19 protein-coding genes, 1 pseudogene and 1 other annotated feature are annotated in these 21,732 nt (G+C 35.2%); of the genes and pseudogenes, 6 read left to right on the forward strand and 14 right to left on the reverse strand.

Annotated features, from left to right (window positions below):
• Window positions 1-7 precede the first annotated feature (7 nt).
• A complete protein-coding gene (locus EGX95_RS23820; protein ID WP_000486345.1) occupies window positions 8-2,389 on the reverse strand; it encodes a 3-hydroxyacyl-CoA dehydrogenase/enoyl-CoA hydratase family protein in 2,382 nt (793 codons plus the stop codon).
• A gap of 235 nt (window positions 2,390-2,624) precedes the next feature.
• Between EGX95_RS23820 and EGX95_RS23825 the strand changes: the two genes are divergently transcribed.
• A complete protein-coding gene (locus tag EGX95_RS23825) occupies window positions 2,625-2,759 on the forward strand; it encodes a YuzL family protein (RefSeq protein ID WP_001096348.1) in 135 nt (44 codons plus the stop codon).
• A 250-nt stretch (window positions 2,760-3,009) separates the two neighbouring features.
• Window positions 3,010-3,849 carry a D-alanyl-D-alanine carboxypeptidase family protein gene (locus EGX95_RS23835; protein ID WP_000831479.1) on the forward strand — a complete coding sequence of 280 codons (840 nt, stop codon included), beginning with the start codon at window positions 3,010-3,012 and terminating at the stop codon, window positions 3,847-3,849.
• Window positions 3,850-3,871: 22 nt separating this feature from the next.
• Here the strand turns inward: EGX95_RS23835 and EGX95_RS23840 are convergent, their stop codons facing one another.
• The 7 genes and pseudogenes from EGX95_RS23840 to EGX95_RS30970 form a co-directional block, all read right to left on the reverse strand.
• Window positions 3,872-4,789, reverse strand: a complete 918-nt coding sequence (locus EGX95_RS23840; protein WP_000436772.1) for a proline dehydrogenase family protein — start codon at window positions 4,787-4,789, stop codon at window positions 3,872-3,874.
• A 310-nt stretch (window positions 4,790-5,099) separates the two neighbouring features.
• Entirely contained in the window at window positions 5,100-5,345 is a 246-nt protein-coding gene (locus EGX95_RS23845; protein WP_001290594.1) for a YusU family protein, read from the reverse strand.
• Window positions 5,346-5,392: 47 nt separating this feature from the next.
• Window positions 5,393-5,695, reverse strand: a complete 303-nt coding sequence (locus tag EGX95_RS23850) for an MTH1187 family thiamine-binding protein (RefSeq protein ID WP_001018862.1) — start codon at window positions 5,693-5,695, stop codon at window positions 5,393-5,395.
• A gap of 77 nt (window positions 5,696-5,772) precedes the next feature.
• A complete protein-coding gene (locus tag EGX95_RS31170) occupies window positions 5,773-6,726 on the reverse strand; it encodes a methyl-accepting chemotaxis protein (RefSeq protein WP_410369369.1) in 954 nt (317 codons plus the stop codon).
• Window positions 6,721-7,773 (reverse strand): annotated as a pseudogene (locus tag EGX95_RS31175) (cache domain-containing protein); the annotation flags it as partial. The gene EGX95_RS31170 and the pseudogene EGX95_RS31175, both read right to left, overlap by 6 nt.
• 158 nt (window positions 7,774-7,931) lie before the next feature.
• On the reverse strand, window positions 7,932-9,062 hold the full coding sequence (locus tag EGX95_RS23860) for an RNA-guided endonuclease InsQ/TnpB family protein (protein ID WP_000599349.1): 1,131 nt from the start codon (window positions 9,060-9,062) through the stop codon (window positions 7,932-7,934).
• Window positions 9,062-9,190, reverse strand: a complete 129-nt coding sequence (locus EGX95_RS30970; RefSeq protein WP_000672785.1) for a hypothetical protein — start codon at window positions 9,188-9,190, stop codon at window positions 9,062-9,064. The genes EGX95_RS23860 and EGX95_RS30970 overlap by 1 nt, the downstream gene beginning before the upstream one ends.
• A 684-nt stretch (window positions 9,191-9,874) precedes the next feature.
• Here EGX95_RS30970 and EGX95_RS23865 point away from each other — a divergent pair.
• The gene (locus EGX95_RS23865; protein ID WP_000939490.1) at window positions 9,875-10,633 is read left to right on the forward strand and encodes a TrmB family transcriptional regulator; all 759 of its coding nucleotides are present in this window, start codon (window positions 9,875-9,877) and stop codon (window positions 10,631-10,633) included.
• Window positions 10,634-10,663: 30 nt separating this feature from the next.
• Here the strand turns inward: EGX95_RS23865 and EGX95_RS23870 are convergent, their stop codons facing one another.
• The 3 genes from EGX95_RS23870 to EGX95_RS23875 form a co-directional block, all read right to left on the reverse strand.
• Window positions 10,664-12,547 carry an MSCRAMM family protein gene (locus EGX95_RS23870; RefSeq protein WP_000823839.1) on the reverse strand — a complete coding sequence of 628 codons (1,884 nt, stop codon included), beginning with the start codon at window positions 12,545-12,547 and terminating at the stop codon, window positions 10,664-10,666.
• Between the two features lie 270 nt (window positions 12,548-12,817).
• Entirely contained in the window at window positions 12,818-12,988 is a 171-nt protein-coding gene (locus EGX95_RS30560) for a hypothetical protein (protein ID WP_000971480.1), read from the reverse strand.
• Window positions 12,989-13,067: 79 nt separating this feature from the next.
• Window positions 13,068-14,252 carry an MFS transporter gene (locus EGX95_RS23875; RefSeq protein WP_002028752.1) on the reverse strand — a complete coding sequence of 395 codons (1,185 nt, stop codon included), beginning with the start codon at window positions 14,250-14,252 and terminating at the stop codon, window positions 13,068-13,070.
• A gap of 398 nt (window positions 14,253-14,650) precedes the next feature.
• On the opposite strand from EGX95_RS23875, the gene EGX95_RS23880 reads away from it, so the two are divergent.
• Together EGX95_RS23880 and EGX95_RS23885 are read left to right on the forward strand one after the other, a co-directional pair.
• The gene (locus EGX95_RS23880) at window positions 14,651-15,358 is read left to right on the forward strand and encodes a YiiX/YebB-like N1pC/P60 family cysteine hydrolase (protein ID WP_000736812.1); all 708 of its coding nucleotides are present in this window, start codon (window positions 14,651-14,653) and stop codon (window positions 15,356-15,358) included.
• A gap of 67 nt (window positions 15,359-15,425) precedes the next feature.
• Window positions 15,426-16,640, forward strand: a complete 1,215-nt coding sequence (locus tag EGX95_RS23885; RefSeq protein ID WP_000788581.1) for a hypothetical protein — start codon at window positions 15,426-15,428, stop codon at window positions 16,638-16,640.
• Between the two features lie 124 nt (window positions 16,641-16,764).
• Here the strand turns inward: EGX95_RS23885 and EGX95_RS23890 are convergent, their stop codons facing one another.
• A complete protein-coding gene (locus EGX95_RS23890; protein WP_000546319.1) occupies window positions 16,765-18,078 on the reverse strand; it encodes an APC family permease in 1,314 nt (437 codons plus the stop codon).
• Window positions 18,079-18,326: 248 nt separating this feature from the next.
• Window positions 18,327-19,874, reverse strand: a complete 1,548-nt coding sequence (locus EGX95_RS23895; RefSeq protein ID WP_000859063.1) for an IS200/IS605 family accessory protein TnpB-related protein — start codon at window positions 19,872-19,874, stop codon at window positions 18,327-18,329.
• Between the two features lie 170 nt (window positions 19,875-20,044).
• Window positions 20,045-20,282 (reverse strand) — a binding site (T-box leader).
• Between the two features lie 165 nt (window positions 20,283-20,447).
• On the opposite strand from EGX95_RS23895, the gene EGX95_RS23905 reads away from it, so the two are divergent.
• Window positions 20,448-20,675 carry a hypothetical protein gene (locus EGX95_RS23905; RefSeq protein WP_000562242.1) on the forward strand — a complete coding sequence of 76 codons (228 nt, stop codon included), beginning with the start codon at window positions 20,448-20,450 and terminating at the stop codon, window positions 20,673-20,675.
• Window positions 20,676-20,756: 81 nt separating this feature from the next.
• On the opposite strand, the gene EGX95_RS23910 is transcribed toward EGX95_RS23905, so the two are convergent.
• Entirely contained in the window at window positions 20,757-21,572 is an 816-nt protein-coding gene (locus EGX95_RS23910) for a hypothetical protein (RefSeq protein WP_000730859.1), read from the reverse strand.
• Window positions 21,573-21,732: the final 160 nt, after the last annotated feature.

Consider the following 21,732-nt stretch of genomic DNA (forward strand, 5'->3'; position numbering starts at 1 on the left):
CTCGTTATTAGTTACGTAATGGCTTTCCTTTTACAAGCATGTGCTGCATTCTTGCTTGTGATTTCATCTCACTTACTAAGCTAATAAATGCTTCACGTTCTACATCTAATAAATACTGCTCATCAACTTCTGTTCCGTACGGCACTTTTCCGCCCGCAATGACATATGCAAGTTTCTTCGCAATGTGAAGATCGTACTCTGAAATGTAACCAGATAAGTGCATTGCTTCTGCACCAAGTGCAAGTGTTGCATATCCTGTTTCACCAACAACCGGTATCTTTTTACGAATCGGTGCTTTATAACCAGCTTCATATAAAGCAAGTGCTTTCTGTTTCGCATCGTATAGTAAGTGATCACCATTCACACTAATACCATCTTTATCACCTAAGAAGTTATGAGAAATCGCTTCTTGTCCTGAAGTTGAAACTTTCGCCATTGCGACTGTTTCAAACACTTTATTTGCAACTTTTTGCAAGTCAAACTCTACGCCATTTGCCATTTTATTTAAGTGTTTAATGTATAGCTCTTTATTACCGCCTCCGCCAGGGATTAAGCCAACACCAACTTCTACTAAGCCCATATACGTTTCACTAGAAGCTTGAATGCTCGCTGCTGGTAAGCAAACTTCTGTACCTCCGCCAAGCGTCATACCATATGGCGCTGCTACAACTGGCTTAGAAGAGTATTTCATTTTCATCATTGCATCTTGGAAGTTTTTCACAACTAACTCAATTTCAAAGTAGTTGTCGTCTTGTGCTTCCATTAAGATCATTGCTAAGTTCGCACCAACGCAGAAGTTCTTCGATTGGTTACCGATAACAAGACCTTTATAATTCTTTTCTACTTCATCAACAGCGTAGTTAATCATTTGCGTAATATCCATGCCGATTGCATTGCTCTTCGAATGGAATTCTAAGCAAAGGATGCCGTCGCCTAAATCAATTAAGCTCGCTCCACTATTTTTCTTTAATACGCCGTTTTTCGCTTTTAATTGTTTAAGAAAAATGGCCTTTTTATTACGCTCAATTAGCTTATATTCGCCATTATCGTAATAGTAGCTATCTCCGTTATCATGTTTGTAGAAAGTAGTGAAACCTTTCTCTAACATTTCTTTCACCCAAGTCGGAACAACTACGCCGTTTTCTTCCATCTTTTGAACGGACTTTTCAACGCCAATTGCATCCCAAACTTCAAACGGTCCTTGCTCCCAGCCGAAGCCCCACTTCATCGCTTGGTCAATTGCAACGATATCGTCAGCAATTTCTTTATGAAGTTTTGCAGAGTATAAAAGAGTTGGTGTAATGATGTTCCATAACAACTCTCCTGCGCGGTCTTTCGCGTATACAAGCGCTTTCAATTTATTCGATAAACCTTTTTCTTGTTTACTTAACTCGATCGATGCAGCTTTTAATTTTTTGCGAGCTTCGTACTCCATTGTTTCTGGATTTAATTCTAAAATTTCTTTTCCTTGTTTTAAGAAGAAGCCTTGACCTGTTTTGCTTCCAAGCCATTTTTTATCAAGCATGTCATGCATGAAAGCTGGTACTTTAAATACATCGCGCTCTTCTTCTTGTACGTTTTCATATACGTTATTTGCAACGTGTACAAATGTATCTAAACCGACAACATCTAATGTACGGAACGTTGCACTCTTTGGCCGACCAATAAGTGGGCCTGTTACAGAATCAACTTCCCCAATGCTATAGCCGCGTTTTACCATCTCTTGAAGAGTTACTAATAAACCGTACGTACCAATGCGGTTTCCAATAAAGTTTGGTGTGTCTTTCGCGATAACAACGCCTTTTCCAAGAACGTCTTCGCCAAATAGTTTCATGAAGCTTAATACTTGTGGATCAGTTTCTTTCGTCGGTATTACCTCTAGAAGTTTTAAATATCGTGGTGGGTTAAAAAAGTGTGTGCCTAAGAAGTGTTTCTGGAAGTCGTCTGAACGACCTTCTGCCATTTTTTCAACTGAAATGCCTGACGTATTCGAGCTTACGATAGAACCCGGTTTACGAACAGCATCTACTTTTTCAAATAGTTTCTTTTTAATATCTAAGTTTTCAACTACTACTTCAATAATCCAATCTACATCAGCTAGACGCTCAAGGTCATCTTCTAAGTTACCTGCTTCAATCAGTGCTAAATTTCCTTTCACTGTCAGAGGAGCTGGTTTTTGCTTTAATAGTTTTTGTAGTGCCGTATTACTAAAACGATTTCTCACACTTTTATGTTCTAATGTAAGTCCCTTCGCTTCTTCTTCTTTCGTAAGCGCAGGTGGTACAATATCAAGCAATAATGTCGGAATACCAATATTAGCTAAGTGTGCCGCAATTCCTGAACCCATTACGCCTGACCCTAGAACAGCAGCCTTTTTAATTTGGAACATCCAATTCTCCCCCTATTCTTGAATGAATGCTCATTCAATTTTTCGACATAAGTCGCAATCAATGAGTGAGCCTCTACTAATAAATATATGATACTGTTTAAATTTTCGCAATATATTTATTGATAAAATTTTCTGAAATAAATATTTTTCTTTTATTTGCCCATGCTATATATGTATTTTCTTCACTAAAATACACTTTCCCTTTTTATAATCTGACGAAACTGGAGGAATATATATGGCAAAACTTAAGAAGAACCCTTCAAAGGCTGGAATTAGTGCAGCGAGTGTGACTGGAAACGCTGGACCAACTGATCGAGGCGTGGAAAAAGGACGTCAAGGTAATAACCAACAATATAAAGTGAAACTTTAATCAGTGGGGCTTTTGTTCTTCCCCACTGATTATTAGTTGAACCAATCGGGCTTTTATGGGCAGTTGACCTCCCACCTAACCTCTTTGTTTAAGCCGAATTTTAAGGTGGGAGTCTTACTGCCCGTTAAAGCGGGGTAAGAAGCATAATATGGGCGAAAAATAACGCTATATTTTTGGGCAGAGAACGTGGCATAATGGGTAATGGCTGCTTTTTCTGCCCAATTTATTTGTAACAAATGAGGGAATTATAATGAAACGAACAATAGTTATGATTGTAATGATTGCCACACTATTTACAGGGATGATTTTCTTCTCTTACGCACAAAGACAACAAGCTGTAAGAGCCGATCAACCTAGCATCACTGGGCGATACGGCATTACAATTGATGCAGACACAGGTGAAATTTTGTATGGCAAACGAGAAGACGAACGCTCTTATCCGGCTAGTATAGCCAAAATGATGACAACCCTTCTTTTACTAGAGAATGTAAAAGAGGATGAGGAAATTACAGTTACAGAGAACGCAATTAAAACAGAAAGTCAAAGTAAGAAAATTAAACTTCGTGCTGGGGAAAAGTTAAAACGTGATGAAGCATTAAAACTGATGCTTATCATTAGTGCAGACCCAATAGCTGAATCCATCGCAGAACATATCGCAGGATCAAAAAATGAATTTGTAAAAATGATGAATGCTAGAGCGAAGGAACTCGGTACAAAGCATGCGACTTTCAAAAACGCAAGTGGTGCTGATGCACTAGGAAACAAAGTATCACCATATGACATTGCTATAATTACGAAAGAAGCATTAAAGTACCCAGTTGTTTTAGAATATATGAATTCAACGCGTACAACTCTACATACTTCAGAACGCTCTCCAAACATCGCAAACTATGGACGAGAAGAACTATATGACGATCCATATGCAATTGGAAGTAAAAGCGGTCTATCAGCACTCGGAAAATATACAGTCGTAACAGTGGATGAGAAAGACGGTAAACGCGTCATTACTGTTGTATTATCTTCTACTCGCAAGCAACTGTATCCTGATACGAAGAAAATGGCACATTACGCATTTCAGCAATTAAAATAACCAAGGAGTATTTACTCCTTGGTTATTTTTTAACCATACCTTTTAATACGAACGCAACGTTTGCTGGACGCTCTGCTAGACGACGCATGAAGTAGCCATACCAGTCGTTTCCATAAGGTACGTAAACACGCATTTTGTAACCTTCTTTTACTAGCTCAAGTTGACGCTCATTACGAATACCATATAACATCTGGAATTCAAATTGGTCTCTTGGAATGTTGTGTTCTTCGGCAAGTTTTTTCGTATATTCAATAATCGCTTCGTCATGTGAAGCAATTGCAGTATAATTTCCATTTAATAAGTGCATTTTAATAATCTTTTTATAATTGTCATCTACATCTTTCTTGTCCGGGAACGCCACTTCTTCAGGTTCTTTATAAGCCCCTTTTACAAGACGTAAATTAGGATTATAAGCATTTAAGTCCTCAATATCTTTTTCTGTACGATATAGGTAAGCTTGAATAACAGTACCAATATTATCGTACTCAGACTTTAACTGTTTAAAGATATCAATTGTCTTTCCGCAGCGTGTATAATCTTCCATATCAATTGTAACGAACACACCATTTTCTTTTGCCGCTTCTAAAATGCGGCGCATATTGTTCATTACGATTTCATCAGAGATATCTAATCCCATAGAAGTCATCTTTAAAGAAAGTTGCGAATCAAGACCTTCTCTTCCAATTGCACGGATTGCTTCAATCGATTGGTTAGCCATTTCATTTGCTTCCGCTTCATTATCAACGAATTCTCCTAAATAATCGATTGTTACGCAAAGTCCTTGCTTGTTCAATTGTTTAATAGCTGCTGTCGCTAATTCAATTGTCTCCCCTGCGACAAAGCGACCTGCACCAAAGCGTAAACCGTACTTTTTAGCCAGTTTTGTTAGCGCTTTATTTTTAGATAAGAAAAGAAACGAATTTCGCATTAATTGTTCCATGTAATTCACCCCTATGACTTAATTTATCTGTTTTTTACCCCTCTTCAAAATTATATCATTGTTTAAAATTATTGGATACAAATAATTATTTAGATAATTTATAAAATACTATAAAAACATTTAAAACCCTATATTCTCGCTTATAAATATGCCCGAAATATTTTTCGACATTTAGAAAAATAGAGTTTAATAGGCACAAAATAAGCATGTCGAAAATATTCGACATGCTTATAAAATCCTTTATATTCCATGTAAATTATATGAGGATATTAATACAGAAAACTTGAGATTATATTTATCCCAAGTTTTTTTATTGTTCATTTCTCTTTTCTTCATTCAGCCTTTTAATATCAGTAATTAACTGCACCATCTCTTCTTTCGCATCGGGATACGTCTCATTCCAATGCTTCACTAAAGCCGGCATCGTCTTTGCTATGTAAGAATACAGTGCCCACTTCTGTACCTGTTCTTTTCTCTCTTCATTGCTCTCTCCAAGTAATAGTTCCGTGTATTTCTCTAACAACCCGTCAAACTGTTCGTTAAATTTTTCACTCATCTTATTACCTCCTATATGAAAAAAGCAGCGAAGATCGCTGCTTTTCTTTATAATTTTGATCGAACAGAGTTTAATTTTTTCTCCATTGTGCTTACTTTATCACGACGATCATCGATACGAATTGTTGTTGCAACGCGCTGTGCACCTTTCGTATATGGAACTTCATGCATTTGTTGAATAACTTCTAGAATGACAGGAAGATCTCCTTCAATAACTGTATTCATTGGTGTTAATTGATACTTCACGCGATCTGCATTTTTCTCTAACACCTTTTGTACTTCTGCTACATATTCACTAACACTTGGATTACCTGTTCCTACTGGAATAATCGATACGTCAACAATTGCCATAGTAGTCTTCCTCCTATAATTGCTTCTTATATATCCATTGTCTATTTTACCGAAATACTCATCATTTTACTAATTTGTTATTCCTCTATTTTAAACTGCTCAACCAATCTTTCCAAGTCTCTCATATGCTCCGTCAAGCTTTCCATCGTATGAGCCACCTTTTCTAGATGATTCACTTGTGATTCAGTTGCAGCATTTACTTCTTCCGAAACAGCTGCACTTTCTTGACTCGTACCAGCAATTGTATGCATGACCGCTGTAATTTCTCCTTGCTCGTGACCGATGTTATGTACCTCTTCTACAATTTGTTCCACTGAAGTACTAATCGTATTTACAACTGACATAATTGTACGGAATTCCGTTTCTGCCTCTGTCGTAACTGTATTTTGTATATCCGCGATATCTTTCAATTTACTTACAACTTCTACAACTCGCCTTACCTCTACTTGTACATCACCAATCATCGTTGCAATTTCTACTGTTGCTTCTTTTGATTGTTCCGCTAATTTTCGAACTTCTTCAGCAACAACAGCAAAACCTTTACCTTGTTCGCCTGCACGTGCCGCCTCGATTGAAGCATTTAAAGCAAGTAAATTCGTTTGATCCGAAATCCCCTTTATAAGCTCTACCACATTTTGAATCGAGCCAACTCTTTGTTCTAACTTTCCGGATGCTTCCTCTGTATGAACAACAATCGAAGATGATTGACCCCTTGTACGAACTAAATTACGCATCGTATTTAGCCCTTGCTTAGATGCCTCTTCCGCTTTGCCAGCCACCCCTTTTATTTCACCAACAGAGTTATTCATTTGTTCCACTGACTGCGCCATATTCTCAAGCTGCTCTGAAACTTCATCTACACTATTAGCAAGCGTAGAAGCTCCTCCGCTCACATCATCCATTGCCCCTGATACTTCTCTACTAGCGGCTACAGTTTCATTCGTTAAATAATGTAGATTATTCGTTGATTGTTGCACGGTTGATACACTATTTTTAATTTTGCTTACCATTTCATTCATTTGTTCAACCATATGATTAAAATGGTTCGTCAGTTCTCCAACTTCATCCTTACTTGTCACTTTCATTTGCAACGTTAAATCACCTTCTGCTACTTTTTGAACGTGATTCGTTAATAATTGCAGTGGTCTTGCTAATCTTCGTGAGAACAAGTATGAAGCTACGATTCCAACGAATAGGCTAATACATGCCATTATAATGACTGTATTTCTCGTACTATGTAATAGCCCATCAATTGTTTCTTTCGGATAAAAAATTCCTATCTTCCATTTCATCAAATCAAATGACTGACTATATGCAACTACCTCTTCACCTTTTAATGTAGTGACAGCATATTTTGTTACATCTTTATTTAAACTCTGCACAAGTGGCTCTTTCGAAACATCTTTCCCTATCTTTTCCGGGTAAACAAGAGCCATATTTTTATCATTTATAATAAACATTTCTCCGCCGTTATTGTATTGAATATTATGAAGTAATTTCTGAATTGTTCCGAGCGATACATCCATCGCCACAACACCTAATACAGATCCATCGTGAGCTGTAATTGCTTTAGAAACTCCCACGCTTAACTTACCTGTTGCAATTTCATACATAGGTTGTCCCCAGTGAACCGTTTTCACATCAGCTTCTGAGTCTTTATACCAAGGTCTTGTCGTTGGATCATATCCCTCTGGCACTTTTCCACCTTCAGCAAGATTGGCACTTAATGTTTTTTTATCTTTCGTACCAATATATAAGTCTAAAATGCCTGGATGATTTTTTTTATACTCCGAAAACTCTTTCGTCAAAAATGCTTCCTCTTCTGGAGTAACTCCGTCTTGAAGCATATTACGAATCATCTCACTGTTCGCATAATACCCCATATCTTCATCCGTTCTTTGAACAAATGTCGTAAGTTGCTCTGTCACAAGATCCATCGTATTTTGAGAATACTGGTCTAAGGAGCGCACTTCCTTCTCTTTCTGTAATTGATACATAGCTGTACCTAATATTACGAACATCATAGAAATAAGTACCGAAAATACTACCGCAATTTTTAAACGTAAACTTCTTAACATATCCCCCAAAGCATCCCGATACGATAAACTTAACTAAATCTATACAATTCAATCAAATTTACACAAGTTAGTGCTTCAAAGTGTTCTCGCAACCCCGAAGGGACGAGGGGTATAACACTCCACACGAGGCAGTATCGTTACCTCCTATTATCAAGCATTTATTTTACCCATCTTGATAAATTTATCGCAGCATTTAAATCCCTATCGTGATGGCTATTACATGAAGCACAACGCCACTCACGTATTTTTAAACTCCACTGTCCTTCTGGTTGAACTAAATGGTCGTATTTTACTCCGCAACATGAACAAATCTTGCTTGAGGCGAACCATTTATCAGCTTTTACATACGCAATGCCATACTTCTCGCACTTGTATGATAAACATTGAAAGAAGAAGTGTAATTTTTGAAAGGAAAATGCTTTCGATAGTTTTTTGTTTTTTAACAGGTTTGAGATAGATAAGTCTTCCACAACAATTCTCATTGGTTTGGTTTTCACCAATTTAGCTGTTGCTTGATGGATATGGTTATTTCGGATATTCGTAATTTTTCTAGATAACCGCAGGTGCTCCGCTTTCGCTTTTTCATATCCGGCAGATTGAATTTTTACACCTTTTTTAAATCTCCTAGACATATCTCTTTGCGCTGACTTTTTCCTTCTCAAAAGTTTTTTAACCTTAGCATCTTTGTTTATATTTCGTTCTTTCATACCATTAGAAGCTACAAAAAGTTCTTTTAAACCAACATCCACACCAATCGACTCATTCGTTAGTTCTTGTGATTCAAAGTCTTCTTGGAATCCTACACTCATCCACCAGTGACGACCATCAAAGGTAACTCTTGGATTGGATGGTTTTTTATTTCTTGGTAGTTGTTGGCTTGTTTTCACTTCTCCAATAGACTGAATATGAACTACTCTCTTTCCTATAATCAGTCTTTCATAATTGGCATAAAATCCTTGGATTACATCTTTTTTGGATTTATAAGAAGTGTGAGAACCATTTTTGTACTTTTTGAACGAATGTTTTCTCGCCGTATCAAAATCTTTTGAAGCCTGTTTGGGAACTTGTGCATTGATTTCTTTTAACCACTCATACCTCTTTCGCTTCTTGATCTTTGTAAATCGTTTCTGTAAAGCTAACTGTGAAACAGATTTTCCAAATAGCTTATAATATCTATCACTCATTCTTTTACAATAGTTATAAGCGAATCTTGCAGCTCCAGCATGGTTTCTCAGCACTTGTTCTTGTTCAGGCGTTGGAATCAGTCTAACTTTCTTCGCCAATATCATCAGAATGTAACTCCTTTAATGAAAGATTTGTTCTTCTGAATCGTAGCGTGTTCCACCAGCATTCTCCTTAGACTACTCGGATGCAAACCTGTTAATTCTGATACTTGACTAACTCGTGAAAATTTCATTATTATTCTCACCTCATTAAACCTAACATAGCACGTATGTTCGATACTTTCAATGAAGTTTGATAGATTTAATAAAATTTATCTTGTTCAACTAAGGGCGCAATTCCTTAGCCAGTTCTCTTATGAACTTCTCATGTTTTCACATGAGCGCAGACTATATGTTTATCTCTTTAGAGATAGAGGATTTTTCCACCACCATAGGCTTGTGGTGTACTCTCGTCAGTTATACGAGATAGTCGTTGAACGTTCATCTTATCACTTTTGACTTAGATGATTCGAGGCGGAAGACCCATTGTTCTAGTGTTTAGGATTTAACCTTGCACCATCTAATTGATTTTTTCTGCTTTCGCGACATTCACGCTCGCTATTTCTAGCCACGTTGTAGTTCAATCAGCTTTAGGGATTGCCCGCAGTTAACCCTCACTACTAGCCAATCACTTGACTAGCAGGGCTTACTGATATATTTAATTAACTTTCATTATAATTGGTTAAATAAATCGTAACAGTTAGTTACCCTTCTCGTTGTATTGTAATCATATTAATCACTATATTAAGTATAATAGATAAAATTAAAAAATTGAAATTAATTCTCACCTTAATACAATTAGAAAACTGACTACCACTTGTGCAAAAACAAATAGTTCATTATCCTTAAACTATAATCTCATTCGTTCGGAGGGAACTATGTTACAAAAATTCGGTTTCTCACAATATGAAAGCCAAGCTTACGAAGTTGTCGTATCAAGCAACGAGCCATTAGATGCTACAACGATTGTGAAGCATTCTGGCGTTCCAAAAGCCAAAATATATGAAGTACTTGCACGTCTAATTGATAAAGGAATGGTAATGGATTCTGTTTCGGAGAAGAAAAAGATGTATACAGCATTACCACTCAAGCTAGCAATTGAAAAATTAACAACAGAATTTCAATCCAATATTAAAGAATTAGAGACAACTATATCGAAAAAATCATTTACAGATGACCGTGTGTGGAGCTTAAAAATGCAATCTTCTATTCGCGTTCAAAGTAAAGAGCTCATCGAAAGTGCAAAAGAATCAATTCGCATTTCAGCTTGGAACGATACTCTTTTAGAATATCTTCCGTTATTAGAAGAAAAAGCAAAACAAGGCGTCAAAACCGAAGCCCTTATAGTTGGAAAAGTAAAAACAGACTTAGAAAACATGCATTTTCTAATCCCAGCCGAAGAGCCTAACGCGCTAGAGCGATACTTACTGCTCATCGTTGACGACCGTGAAATTTTATTTGCTGGTGTAGAGCAAGAGTCATGGCAAGCGATGAAAACAATGTCACAACCTTTCGTAAAGTTCTTTACAGAATTTTTCTATCACGACGTTGCACTTGCAAAGATTACCCAGAAACACCATGACCTCTTTATGGAAGATGAGGAAATTAAGAGTTTATTGATGAAGTTGAGATACTAAAAAAACGCCTCTATTACAAGGCGTTTTTTTCTACATTTCTTTTCTATTTTTCATCTTTAACACATAAGCTCCTGCAATAATAAAACCAAGTCCTAGAACAAATAAAACCGTAAATTCATTGCCGACGCCGCCAGTAGCTGGCAAACGTACTTCATTATGAATATTAGGTTGTTGCATCGGCTTCACATCAGCGGAAGGTTTCACTTCTCCATTCGGTGTTGGCTTATTTGGCTTAGAAGGAAGCGATGCCTTTTCTTCTTTCTTATTTTTCACAATATGTTTAATAATTTCTCCATTCTCTTTTATTTCAAATGCGAACGTCTCTTCATTTATTACATATCCATTTGGCGCTATTGTTTCTTTATACGTGTACTTTCCGTATGGTAGTTTAAATTTCGCTACACCTTTTTCATCCGTTTTTCCTTTTACTACTTCTTTCCCTTGTTCGTTGTAGATTGTAAACTCTGCATTTGGTAATTTTGTATTCCCATCCGCTATATCTACTTTCGTTATTTCTAACTCACCTTCTACTTTTTTATCTTGAACGATATGTTTAATAATTTGTCCATTCTCTTTTATTTCAAATGCGAATGTCTCTTCATTTATTACATATCCATTTGGCGCTATTGTTTCTTTATACGTGTACTTTCCGTATGGTAGTTTGAATTTCGCTACACCTTTTTCATCCGTTTTTCCTTTTACTACTTCTTTCCCTTGTTCGTTGTAGATTGTAAATTCTGCGTTCGGTAGTTTCGTATTCCCATCCGCTACATCTACTTTCGTTATTTCTAATTCACCTTTTACATTTTCATTTTTAAGCTCTAATACAGCTGTTTCACCAGTTTTCACTTCAATTTTTTTAACGCTTCCGTCTAACACATATCCAGCTGGCGCTTGAATTTCTTTGACGCTATATATACCGATTGGAAGATTACCTAACTCCGCAATCCCCTTATCATTAGTCGTAACATTTTGTTTAAAGTTTTCATTAGAAACTTCAAACACCGCTCCTTTTAATACTTCCTTTTTTTCTCCTAATTTCATAATCTTTAAAGAACCTACTGATTCCCAATTTACAACTAAATCTGTACTGATTTTCTCACTATTTCTTTGTAACAATACCGTTGTATTTTGAACTTTTTCCGATCCTTTAAAAGCTATTGCTTGTAAATTTGTTAAAGTAGACTTCACTTTCATTTTAAAGTTACCACTACTCGTATTTTTCGGGATTAAGATTTTGAATTTTTCGTTAATTGATAACGTACTTTTCTCTTCACCATTTTCATTTACAATTCGAAGCCCTTTAGGAGCATTTTCAGGAAGAATTGTATAAGAGCCAGAAACCGCATTTGTTTGCACTGCATAAAATCCTGTTTCTAAATAATCACCTTTTTGTGTAGCAGTTTGTGAATCTACAGGATTAACTTTAAAGAATACATCTTGTGATCCAGTTTCTTTTTTTGAAGCCTCTACTAAACGCTTCATAAGATTATGTACACGTTCATTTTTTGCAACTAAATCTTCTTCCGTTAATTCATTTGCTGCAATCCATACTGCTAATTGTGTAGCATAATGCGCCTCTTCCGTTGTCGCTACACCTAATTCAGATGGGCTTTTTTGAGGATATCCATTTAATAAAACACGATATACGGCATCAGATGTTTTCCCCATTTCAGGCAAATCTTCTCCATTGGGAGAACGTAAATCTGGCGTTAAACAATATGCAATACTACCCGAAGCCGTTTTAATTATTTCTGTCTTTATTTCACGCTGTTTCGAATTACTATAGCTCCAATCCATCTTATATGTTTCTCTGTTCATTACTTCTGCCTTTACTTGTGGCATAGCAATTCCTAATAAAATAATAAGAGCACTTAAAAAACTAAACCATTTTCCTGCCATCTTTCGTTTCATTCTCTCCACCACCATATATAAATTTCTACATGAAGCAATCTTACTGTTTCATTGTACTTATAGTAAAAAAAAGAGAATAGGTGGTTTTTTTGTAGTATCTTGTCGAATTGTTGAGAAAGTTTCACAGTAATAAGTCATTTTAAAACGTTTTGTTGTCATGCTGCTATTGACAAATAAACATTACATGTTTCCAATTTTCAAACATAATAAAAAAGGTACTTTATAAGTGCCTTCATATCTTACGAGAAACAAATTTCAAACGAATACATATTACTTATCTTTTTCCTTTATCTCCATCAACAGCTCAATAATTTTCTCATTTTGCTCCACTTGTTTCTCTGAATTTTGATAGATGAAACGAACCCATCTTAATACAAAAACAACTATCAATATCGGTAGTAGCGCCATTATCATGCCGAATACCGAGAAATTAAACATCATTTTCCATCACCTCGCTATATACACCTTTCTCCATCTACCCACCAAACCCTTCCATTTTTTACAAATAAAAAAGAACCTATCAAACGATAGATTCTTCTTTTGCAAACTGAGTAGAACGTCCTCTCGTAATCGAGAAAATCGCACAAAGCAGCGCTAATATAATAAAGCCGCCTCCTACCCAAGCATTATATATAACAGACGATTTCTCAATAACAACTCCGCCTATTGTTGAACCGAGCGCAATTCCTAAGTGAAGGGCAGAGTTATTTAAACTTTGCTGAATACCAGCTGATTCCGGTGCAATTTCAATTAAATAATTTTGTTGTGCTGGCGAAATAGCCCAGCTCAGCATACTCCAAAGTCCCATCATAATAATGAACAGCGGGAATGAGAATGTCATCATCGGCAATAGGAAGATCGCACACGCAAATACGATAATAATTGAAATAATACTTTTCTTCGATCCCCATTTATCAGCAAGAAAGCCCCCAAGGCCGCCTCCAAGTACCGCTGCGATTCCGAAAATGAAGTAAAATACACTAATCCAATTCGCTTCCACATGCATAACATCTTTTAAAAATGGTGTTAAATATGCATATAGTGTTAAATGACCCGTTAAAAATAAGAATGACGTTAACTGTGCACTGACGATTTTTTTATCTTTTAACGTAGCAATTTGCTCTCTTATTGATAATACCGATGTCGGTGGTACTTTCGTTAAGAATAATGAAATACAAGCGATTGCTATAACTGTTAAGATCGAAATGAGTACAAATGGTGCACGCCATCCGTATGCATTTCCGAGTACAAGTCCAAGCGGTACTCCAAGTACGAGCGATCCACTAATCCCCATGAAAATGATTCCAATTGCACGCGCACGAAAATGCGGCTCTACAACGCTAGAAGCAAGTGTTACTGACAGTGCAATAATAAGCGAACCACTCGCCGCACAAATTACCCTTGAGAACATTAACATTCCGTAATTCACACTACATGCTGAAATAATATTTCCGATTAAGAAAATTGATAATGCCCCAACATACAATGTTTTTCTCTCAAACTTCCCTGTTAAAGCTAATAAAACAGGACCTGATAAAGCAAATACTACTGAAAATATTGTGATAAGCTGACCAGCTGCACTAATAGATACGCCTAAATCGTTGGCAACTAAATCGAGCGTTCCTCCTATAATTAGCTCAACCGTTCCGACTACGAAAGCCGCGATAGCTAAAATATACACACGAAAATTCAAGTCTTTCCCCACGCTTTCTATTTTGGTTACTACGATTATAGTAACCAAAATAGAAAGCGGAAGCAAGTACAATTTTTTATAATAAAAAACTTCCCTCTTATGATATATCTCCAACATTTAAATAAAGATCCTTATCTGAAAAATTATCACTACTTCTATCCAATTTGTAATCAAACTAAGAAATATTAATAAAAAACAACATTCATCATTAAATTTATATATATAAATTTAATTTATAATAAACTTGATTAAATTTCCTATTATTTACAAACAAATTGTACCAAATAAGATTTTTCTTTACTAGACTTGTATTGAAATTACAGAAAAATTATTATTTTCTTGCAGGGTAAATATTATACTTTACAAACACACAATAGTTTGGAATATCAAAAAACTTAGGGGGAAAAGAAATGAAAAAATTAACTGCACTAACTTTGACAGCAAGTAACGAACTTCCGTATTTAAATGAGATTAAGAAATTGCAGCCAGACGTAAGTACAGAAGAGTTAATTTCAGATATTATTGAAGTTGCAAAAAATACGGGCAATACAAAAGAAGCTTTAGCAGAACAAATTTATAAAGAATTAAAAGCAAATCATGAACAAGGAGAACGAGAAGCTACTCAACGAAATAATAAAGATACTACTAATGTTCAATATGGTGCTAGCGGCGGAAATGTAAAAGTAGGAAATTCTAATATGGGCGACTTTTATTATACTGGATCTACAACTGCTTATATGAATCACGGACATGTCGGTATGTACTATAGTAAAGACTTGATTGTTGAATCTGTACCAGACAAAGGTGTGCGCACAATTGCTACTAATAAACGCTTAGTTGATAAAGGTGATGCAGTTGTCAAATCTGTAAATACTTCTTGGCAAAATAAAAATGACGCAGCTTGGTGGGCGAAAGATCGTGTAGGAAAGGATGACTATTCTTATAATTTCGCAAACAATAGAAATACTAGCCATTATGGCGCGAAGAATTGTTCTAAATTGATATGGTCTGCTTATAAATTACATGGTGGTTTAGATTTAGATAAAGATGGTGGAGCAGGTGTATATCCTCGAGATGTTAGAAATGCGCAAAAAACATCGTTAATTCGTAATATATAATTTTAAAACTGGAAGTGAAACAATTTATTTGTTTCACTTTTTGGTTATTTGAGGAGCAGAAGTGAAAATGAAAAATCACCGGAAAATAATTCTATTTTTTACGATTATTATAACGATTGCAGTATTAGCTTACTATTTATGTATAAAAGATAAGAATGCAAACTTAATATCAGATAAAGAAATACAAAATAAAAATTTTTTAGATGATAAAAAGGCTGTGCTTTACTTCTCATCCACTGCCGATCAAGATTTAGATGGTAAAGGCATTAGTTATGCCATATTTATAAATAAACAAGGCGTTGCTAGCGGATATAAAATGGGTGGTCTAGAGCTCGGCGGTATTGGTGTATCCGACGATAAAAAACAAGTTCTATTAGAGAGTAAAAATACTATAACATTTCTAGGAGAAAATCCTACTACTCATAAAATAAAATACCAACATACCGGTGATTTTAATGGATATTTAGCAAACCAAAAGATATTTGTTACTATTTACAATTCAGGAATGGACAAAGAGAACGGGAACTATAATTCAAATGTTTTATTCGGAAATGAAAAAGTTATTCATAAAAGTAATATCCCTCATTTCATTATTAGCTCTGGATTAGATGGGGGAAATATTTTAGTAGCGACTCAAGAACTAGTTACTAATAAATACGAATTAAAAAAATTAACGTTTAATGATGCAACAATGAATATAGAGAATATTACAGCACTTAATATAAATGGAAAAGAGGACCATGCTAATCTTTCACCTATTTTAGTAGATTCAGAGAATTACTACATGGTTATGAGTACAATTGATAAGGATGATCCGCTAAAAGGGGAAACATTCTTGTTACATACTAATAAAGCCACTTTAGAACAAAATACAATATTTATGTATAAAGAAGAAAACTCAACTGCAACCAGCCCATTTTCATTAGATAATTCCGCATATATATATAACAACGAATTATATTTTTTAAACGGTCTTGGTGATATATATACATATAACCCTAAAAATAATACGATGAGCCATAAATTCACCATAGATTACCATGTTAAAGATGGTGTTAGATATAATGAACAAACTTATTTCGAAAACGACTCATTATATGTTCTACGTTATGATGCAAAGCGCAATAATAAATACTATATAGAAAGATACAACTTAACAAACGGAAGAAAAGTATCCGAACAAGAAATACAAGGTATAGAATCTATACTCGCCACTGTGAAAGGCGGAAAGAAAGTTTATGCTTATGACTTTAAAATGTTACTACCCAAAACAGATAATTAACTATACTTAATTACCTGTTTCTAGGTTATAGAATAGGGTAATGTAATTCCCCATAATTCTAATTTTATACTTTCAAATTTTTTCACATAAAAAACAGGCGTATGATACGCCTGTTTTCTAATTATTAAACAGCATTTTTATTCTTCTTATTTAAATACCAATATACCGGCAGTCCCGTAAAGACAATTCCAATTGATAAGAAACAACTTAGTGGATCGTTAATAATCGCACTACCGATTACAAAGAGTGAGCCCAAAATCGCAACGATTGGGACGATTGGGAATAACGGTACACTGTATGCACGCTCTTTATTTTTATTACGTTTTCTTAAAATGAAGACACCAATAAACGTCATTACGTAGAAAATATAAATAATGAATACGGAAATCTCAGATAGCTTATTCGGATCACTAATAATCATTAAAATAATTCCTAAAATGATTTCAACAGTAATCGCATTTGCTGGTGTTTTAAATCTTGGGCTTTCCTTCGCAATAAACTTAGCAAATGGAAGTTGTCCACGTTCTGCCATCGACATCGGGATACGTGGGAACGTTAAAATCTTTCCATTTAAACAACCGAAAATAGAAACGATAATACCGATACTAATAATTTTCCCGCCATATTCTCCAAGTAGCATTCCTGCAGCTGTCGCTGTTGCATTTTCTCCAAGTTCTACAATTTGCGTTGCTGGTAATACATTCAATAATGCCAAATTAATTAATACGTAAGCAGCTGTTACAATTAAAATCCCAACTGTCATAGCTTTCGGTAATAACTTTGTTGGATTCTTCATTTCTCCACCAATCGAAGCAAGTAAAATCCAACCGTCATAAGCAAATAACGTTGCTAAGATTGCCATCCCGATACTTTGATTTTCTGATATCGGCACAACTACGTTAAAGATATCGCTATTCCCTTTCCAAAAACCTAACACAACAATTAATACGATTGGAATCATCTTCCCGATTGTCGTGATCGTTTGGACGATACCTCCGTATTTTGTTCCCATACTATTTACAACGCCAAGGAACACAACTGTTCCAATTGCGATTGGTAAATTCCATACTTTATCTAAATAGAAAAAATTAATCATTAAAGAACTAAAGTATAACCCTAATGTTCCAATAATAGCTGGCCCATACACAATCGTTTGCATCCAGCCTGATAAATATCCCCAAAAACTTCCATAAATCTCCTCTAAATACGTATACAACCCACCATTTTTCGGGATTTGCGCTCCAATTTCAGCTACTGTTAAACCACTTGCTAACGTTAACAGACCACCAATTACCCAAGCAAGAATCGCCATATTAGAACTCCCCGAGTAATCTAATACGCTCCCTGGTTTCATAAACACACCAGACCCAATAATCGTTCCTACTACGATAGAAAGTGCTACCGTTAAACCAATTTTGTTCTTCTCATCATGATGCATGCTGCGTATCCTGGTTTAAAATTCTTATAAAAATCTATAAATTGTTGGCGAACCAAGTCAAATGCCAACTACCGAAAAGGAATCTCACCTTTTTCCTGTCCGTAAGGGTTGTGACCTTTTCATCCACCTATTGTGAAAGAATGACGGCAGGTTCCTGTTAGGAACGATCTGTCCTTGCATACTACCATTCATCCAAGTCAGTAGTATGCAAGAGGTTATAAGAAATAAACCAGTACCCCCCTTCTCATTTAAATTTTAAATACAAATTGTTGATTGCTCATATAAACAGTTTTATGAAGAATGCTCCACAATTTCCAATTGTGATATTCTTTCCACGTTTGAATTGTTTGTAACCATTTTTTATATACTTTTTGCGTATTCTTTTTACTTTCTTCCATGGAAGCAACAAGAATACGCAGTTTTGTTGTAATTTGGTTTTTTAATAATAATATAATCTCTTGTGGTACTTGTTCTTGCAATTCTAATCCACGTCTTGCGATCGCGAATGCGGCTGCTTCATGAACGCTAATACCGAAATTTTTACTGTATTTTAATTTTCCAATCACACTTGTATAAGCGGGGTTTACTGTTTTAACAGAAAATCCGTTACGAAGAGACATACGAATTAAACTGTTCAACATCTTTTTATACGTAAATTGATTGAAATTACGATTACTGTATTTATCAGTATCATGAGATTGTTGAAACTTTAAATCTTCTAAAACAATTCCACCTACATTGTTTTCCAATAACCATGTTTTAATTTGTTGTACGATTTGTCCAATTATCGTTGCGCGTTTGTTTGTTGAAAACGCATTCAGATTGTGTAGATAAAAAATTTTTGAACCTTTAAAATTACCTTGTTTTGTACATAAACTAACTGCAATACGGTCCGGATTTACATCAATTCCTGCAATTACATCTGATTGTGGTGTTTCCTTGAAATCTAGTACACGACCTATTTCTGTTTCATCAAACGTAATATTTACATAAAATTCATTTTGTTTACGAATGATTTCTACACTATATTTTTGATGCTCTATAATCGGTTTTCCTTTTGGATTTACACCGATTTGCTTTCCCATAACGACATTTGTGATTTGATGATAAAAATGATATGGAATGATAATCGGAACTTTGATTCGTGGGCTTTTTGTTTTTCCATTTGTTCGTCCTAATGGATTTGCAATTTCTAACCATCCTTGCCCACAATCATCAACTGTAATACGCATGTTCAAATTCCCTTTTTTGCTTTTATCTCCGCGAGAATATAATTGTCGTGTCCGCAAATCTTTCCATTCTTGATTGGATATCTTGTTTTTCATTCTTTCATAGAAATTTTTCCGCCCACCAAAAATAATAGGAGGTAATGTTTTATTTTTAATATGTTTTGCATACGTTTCAATTTTTTGTTCTAATTTTTGTTTTCGTTTTCTTAATCCAATTAGACAAGTTTCTAATGCAACTTGTTTAGGTCTTTTTTTGCCGCGTTCATAATCATCTATTTTTTGTAATGTCTTTTCTAACTTTTTTTGATTGTTTTCTAGGTAAACAGGAAGAAGTTCTTTTTGAGAGAAAAGGATCGTTTGCGCTTGTAAAATTGCATCTTCACAAAAACGTTTATTTAACAAATATTTAGGTTGTAGTTTTTTTATCAATTCTTTCTCGTTTTCGCCCTCAATCAAACGATTAAAACTATATCGTTTTGCACTTTCGAACGTACGGATCAAAGTAATTAAATCTTCCATTTGTTCTTTTGTAATAGAATTGATTTTACAAGTACGTGTTGTTTTCATCCTTTCCCCCCCCTTTTCATCACCTGAAAATATTATAGGTTGAATTCTGTAAAATATAAAACCTGTAATTGTAAATTTTTATAGTTTTTTATAGATTCTTATTTACTGTTATTACCTCCTTCCAATTCTAGTGTGATGCAAAAATGAAATAAAAAAACACTCCTCCCTAAAAAAGGGACGAGTGTTATATTCGTGGTTCCACCCTTGTTTCAATTCGCAAAGTAACACACTTCACCAATTTCTCAAGTCTAAAATAACGGTTTTTGCCGGCAAGCAATTACTAGATGTTCGTTCACTGCTGCAGTTCAGAGGTGGTAATCCATTTTTCCGTATTAGGAAGCTCACAGCCAAAGACTTCCCTCTCTGAGAATCGTAAAAAATTGATCATGTCCTCATCATCACTTCTTGATGTCGAATTTTGTAGTTATTGTTCATTATATTGAATTGTTAGAAAAAATCAATATATTTTTTATATAACATACGAAATTTTTCTCTTCTTATATTATAACAGAATTTACGACACTTCTCTAATTCCCTAAAAACGGTATAATTAATATAGGAGGTGCACCAATAATGATTGCTGTTTTTTGTATCATCGCTACATTTCTTTCTGTTCTATTCGCTATCATGCATCGGTACAAGTATCCTGGTTATAGCATTTTAGCGGTAGCTATTATACCAGCTGTTTCCTTCTATGTATTAGGTAAATATCAATATACAGAAGTATTTATCGGTTTTGCAATCTTCTACTGCGTCTTTGGATACATACTAACTATGAAAAAAATTTTATTAAATCATTAAAAGGGACCGATTTCTGCTGACAGAAATCGGTCCTCGCACGTACCTTCCGGTTGCCCACACGAAAGATACGAATTCATTCAATTATTTCTCATCTTTTTTCATAAAAAACTTATGGTGCGGTAAATCAACATTCAATGTCTCTAATTGTTTCTTTTCATTGTCTAAAATCTCTTTTGCCTTTGTTTTTGTTGCCTCATCTAATCCCGCAAAGATATCTTCATGCTTCTCTTTCTCTGGGAGTTTCACGCCTAACTTCGTTAATTCTTCTTTTGCTTGCTCATGCGTTAATTTGCCGGACTTAACTTGTTCAAAAATTGACTTCACTTTTTCTTTCGCCTGTTCATCTAAGTTAGCAAGCATATCTTTACGCTTACCCTTCTCCGGCATTTTCACGCCTAATTTCGTTAATTCTTCTTGCGCTTGTTCACGTGTTAATTTACCGGATTTCTCTTGCTCTAAAATGGATTTTGCTTTTTCTTTCGTTTGATCATCTAATCCCGCAAACATTTCTTTGTGTTTACCCTTTTCCGGCAACTTCACGCCTAATTTTGTTAACTCCTCTCGTGCTTGTTCTCTTGTTAATTTTCCAGACTTTTCTTGCTCTAAAATCGACTTCGCTTTTTCTTTTGTTGCTTCATCTAATCCCGTGAACATTTCTTTACGTTTTTCTTTCTCTGGAAGCTTTACACCTAGCTCCTCTAACTGTTTCTTTGTATCGTCCATAATTGTTTTTACTTTTTGTTTTGTAGCATCATCTAAATCTTTTTTCGCCGTTTTTGCAGACTGATCCACTGCTGGAGTATTCGTTGCCGCGAATGCCGGAATACCGACTCCTCCAATGATTCCGAATGATAAAGCACCTGCAATCGCTAAATACCCAACTGTTTTCTTCTTCATAGGAAATTTCCTCCTTCATATTTCTAATGCATGTACACTTTCGTATACAACGCCTATAGTAATGTTGGTTTCTTAACATTTCCTTAACGACTTAACAAAAAAAACACCGCTCATCCTGAAGTGAAGTGAACCCGAATAGTGGTACATGAAAAAAACACCT

Source organism: Bacillus sp. FDAARGOS_527, from assembly GCF_003812125.1.
GTDB lineage: Bacteria > Bacillota > Bacilli > Bacillales > Bacillaceae_G > Bacillus_A > Bacillus_A paranthracis.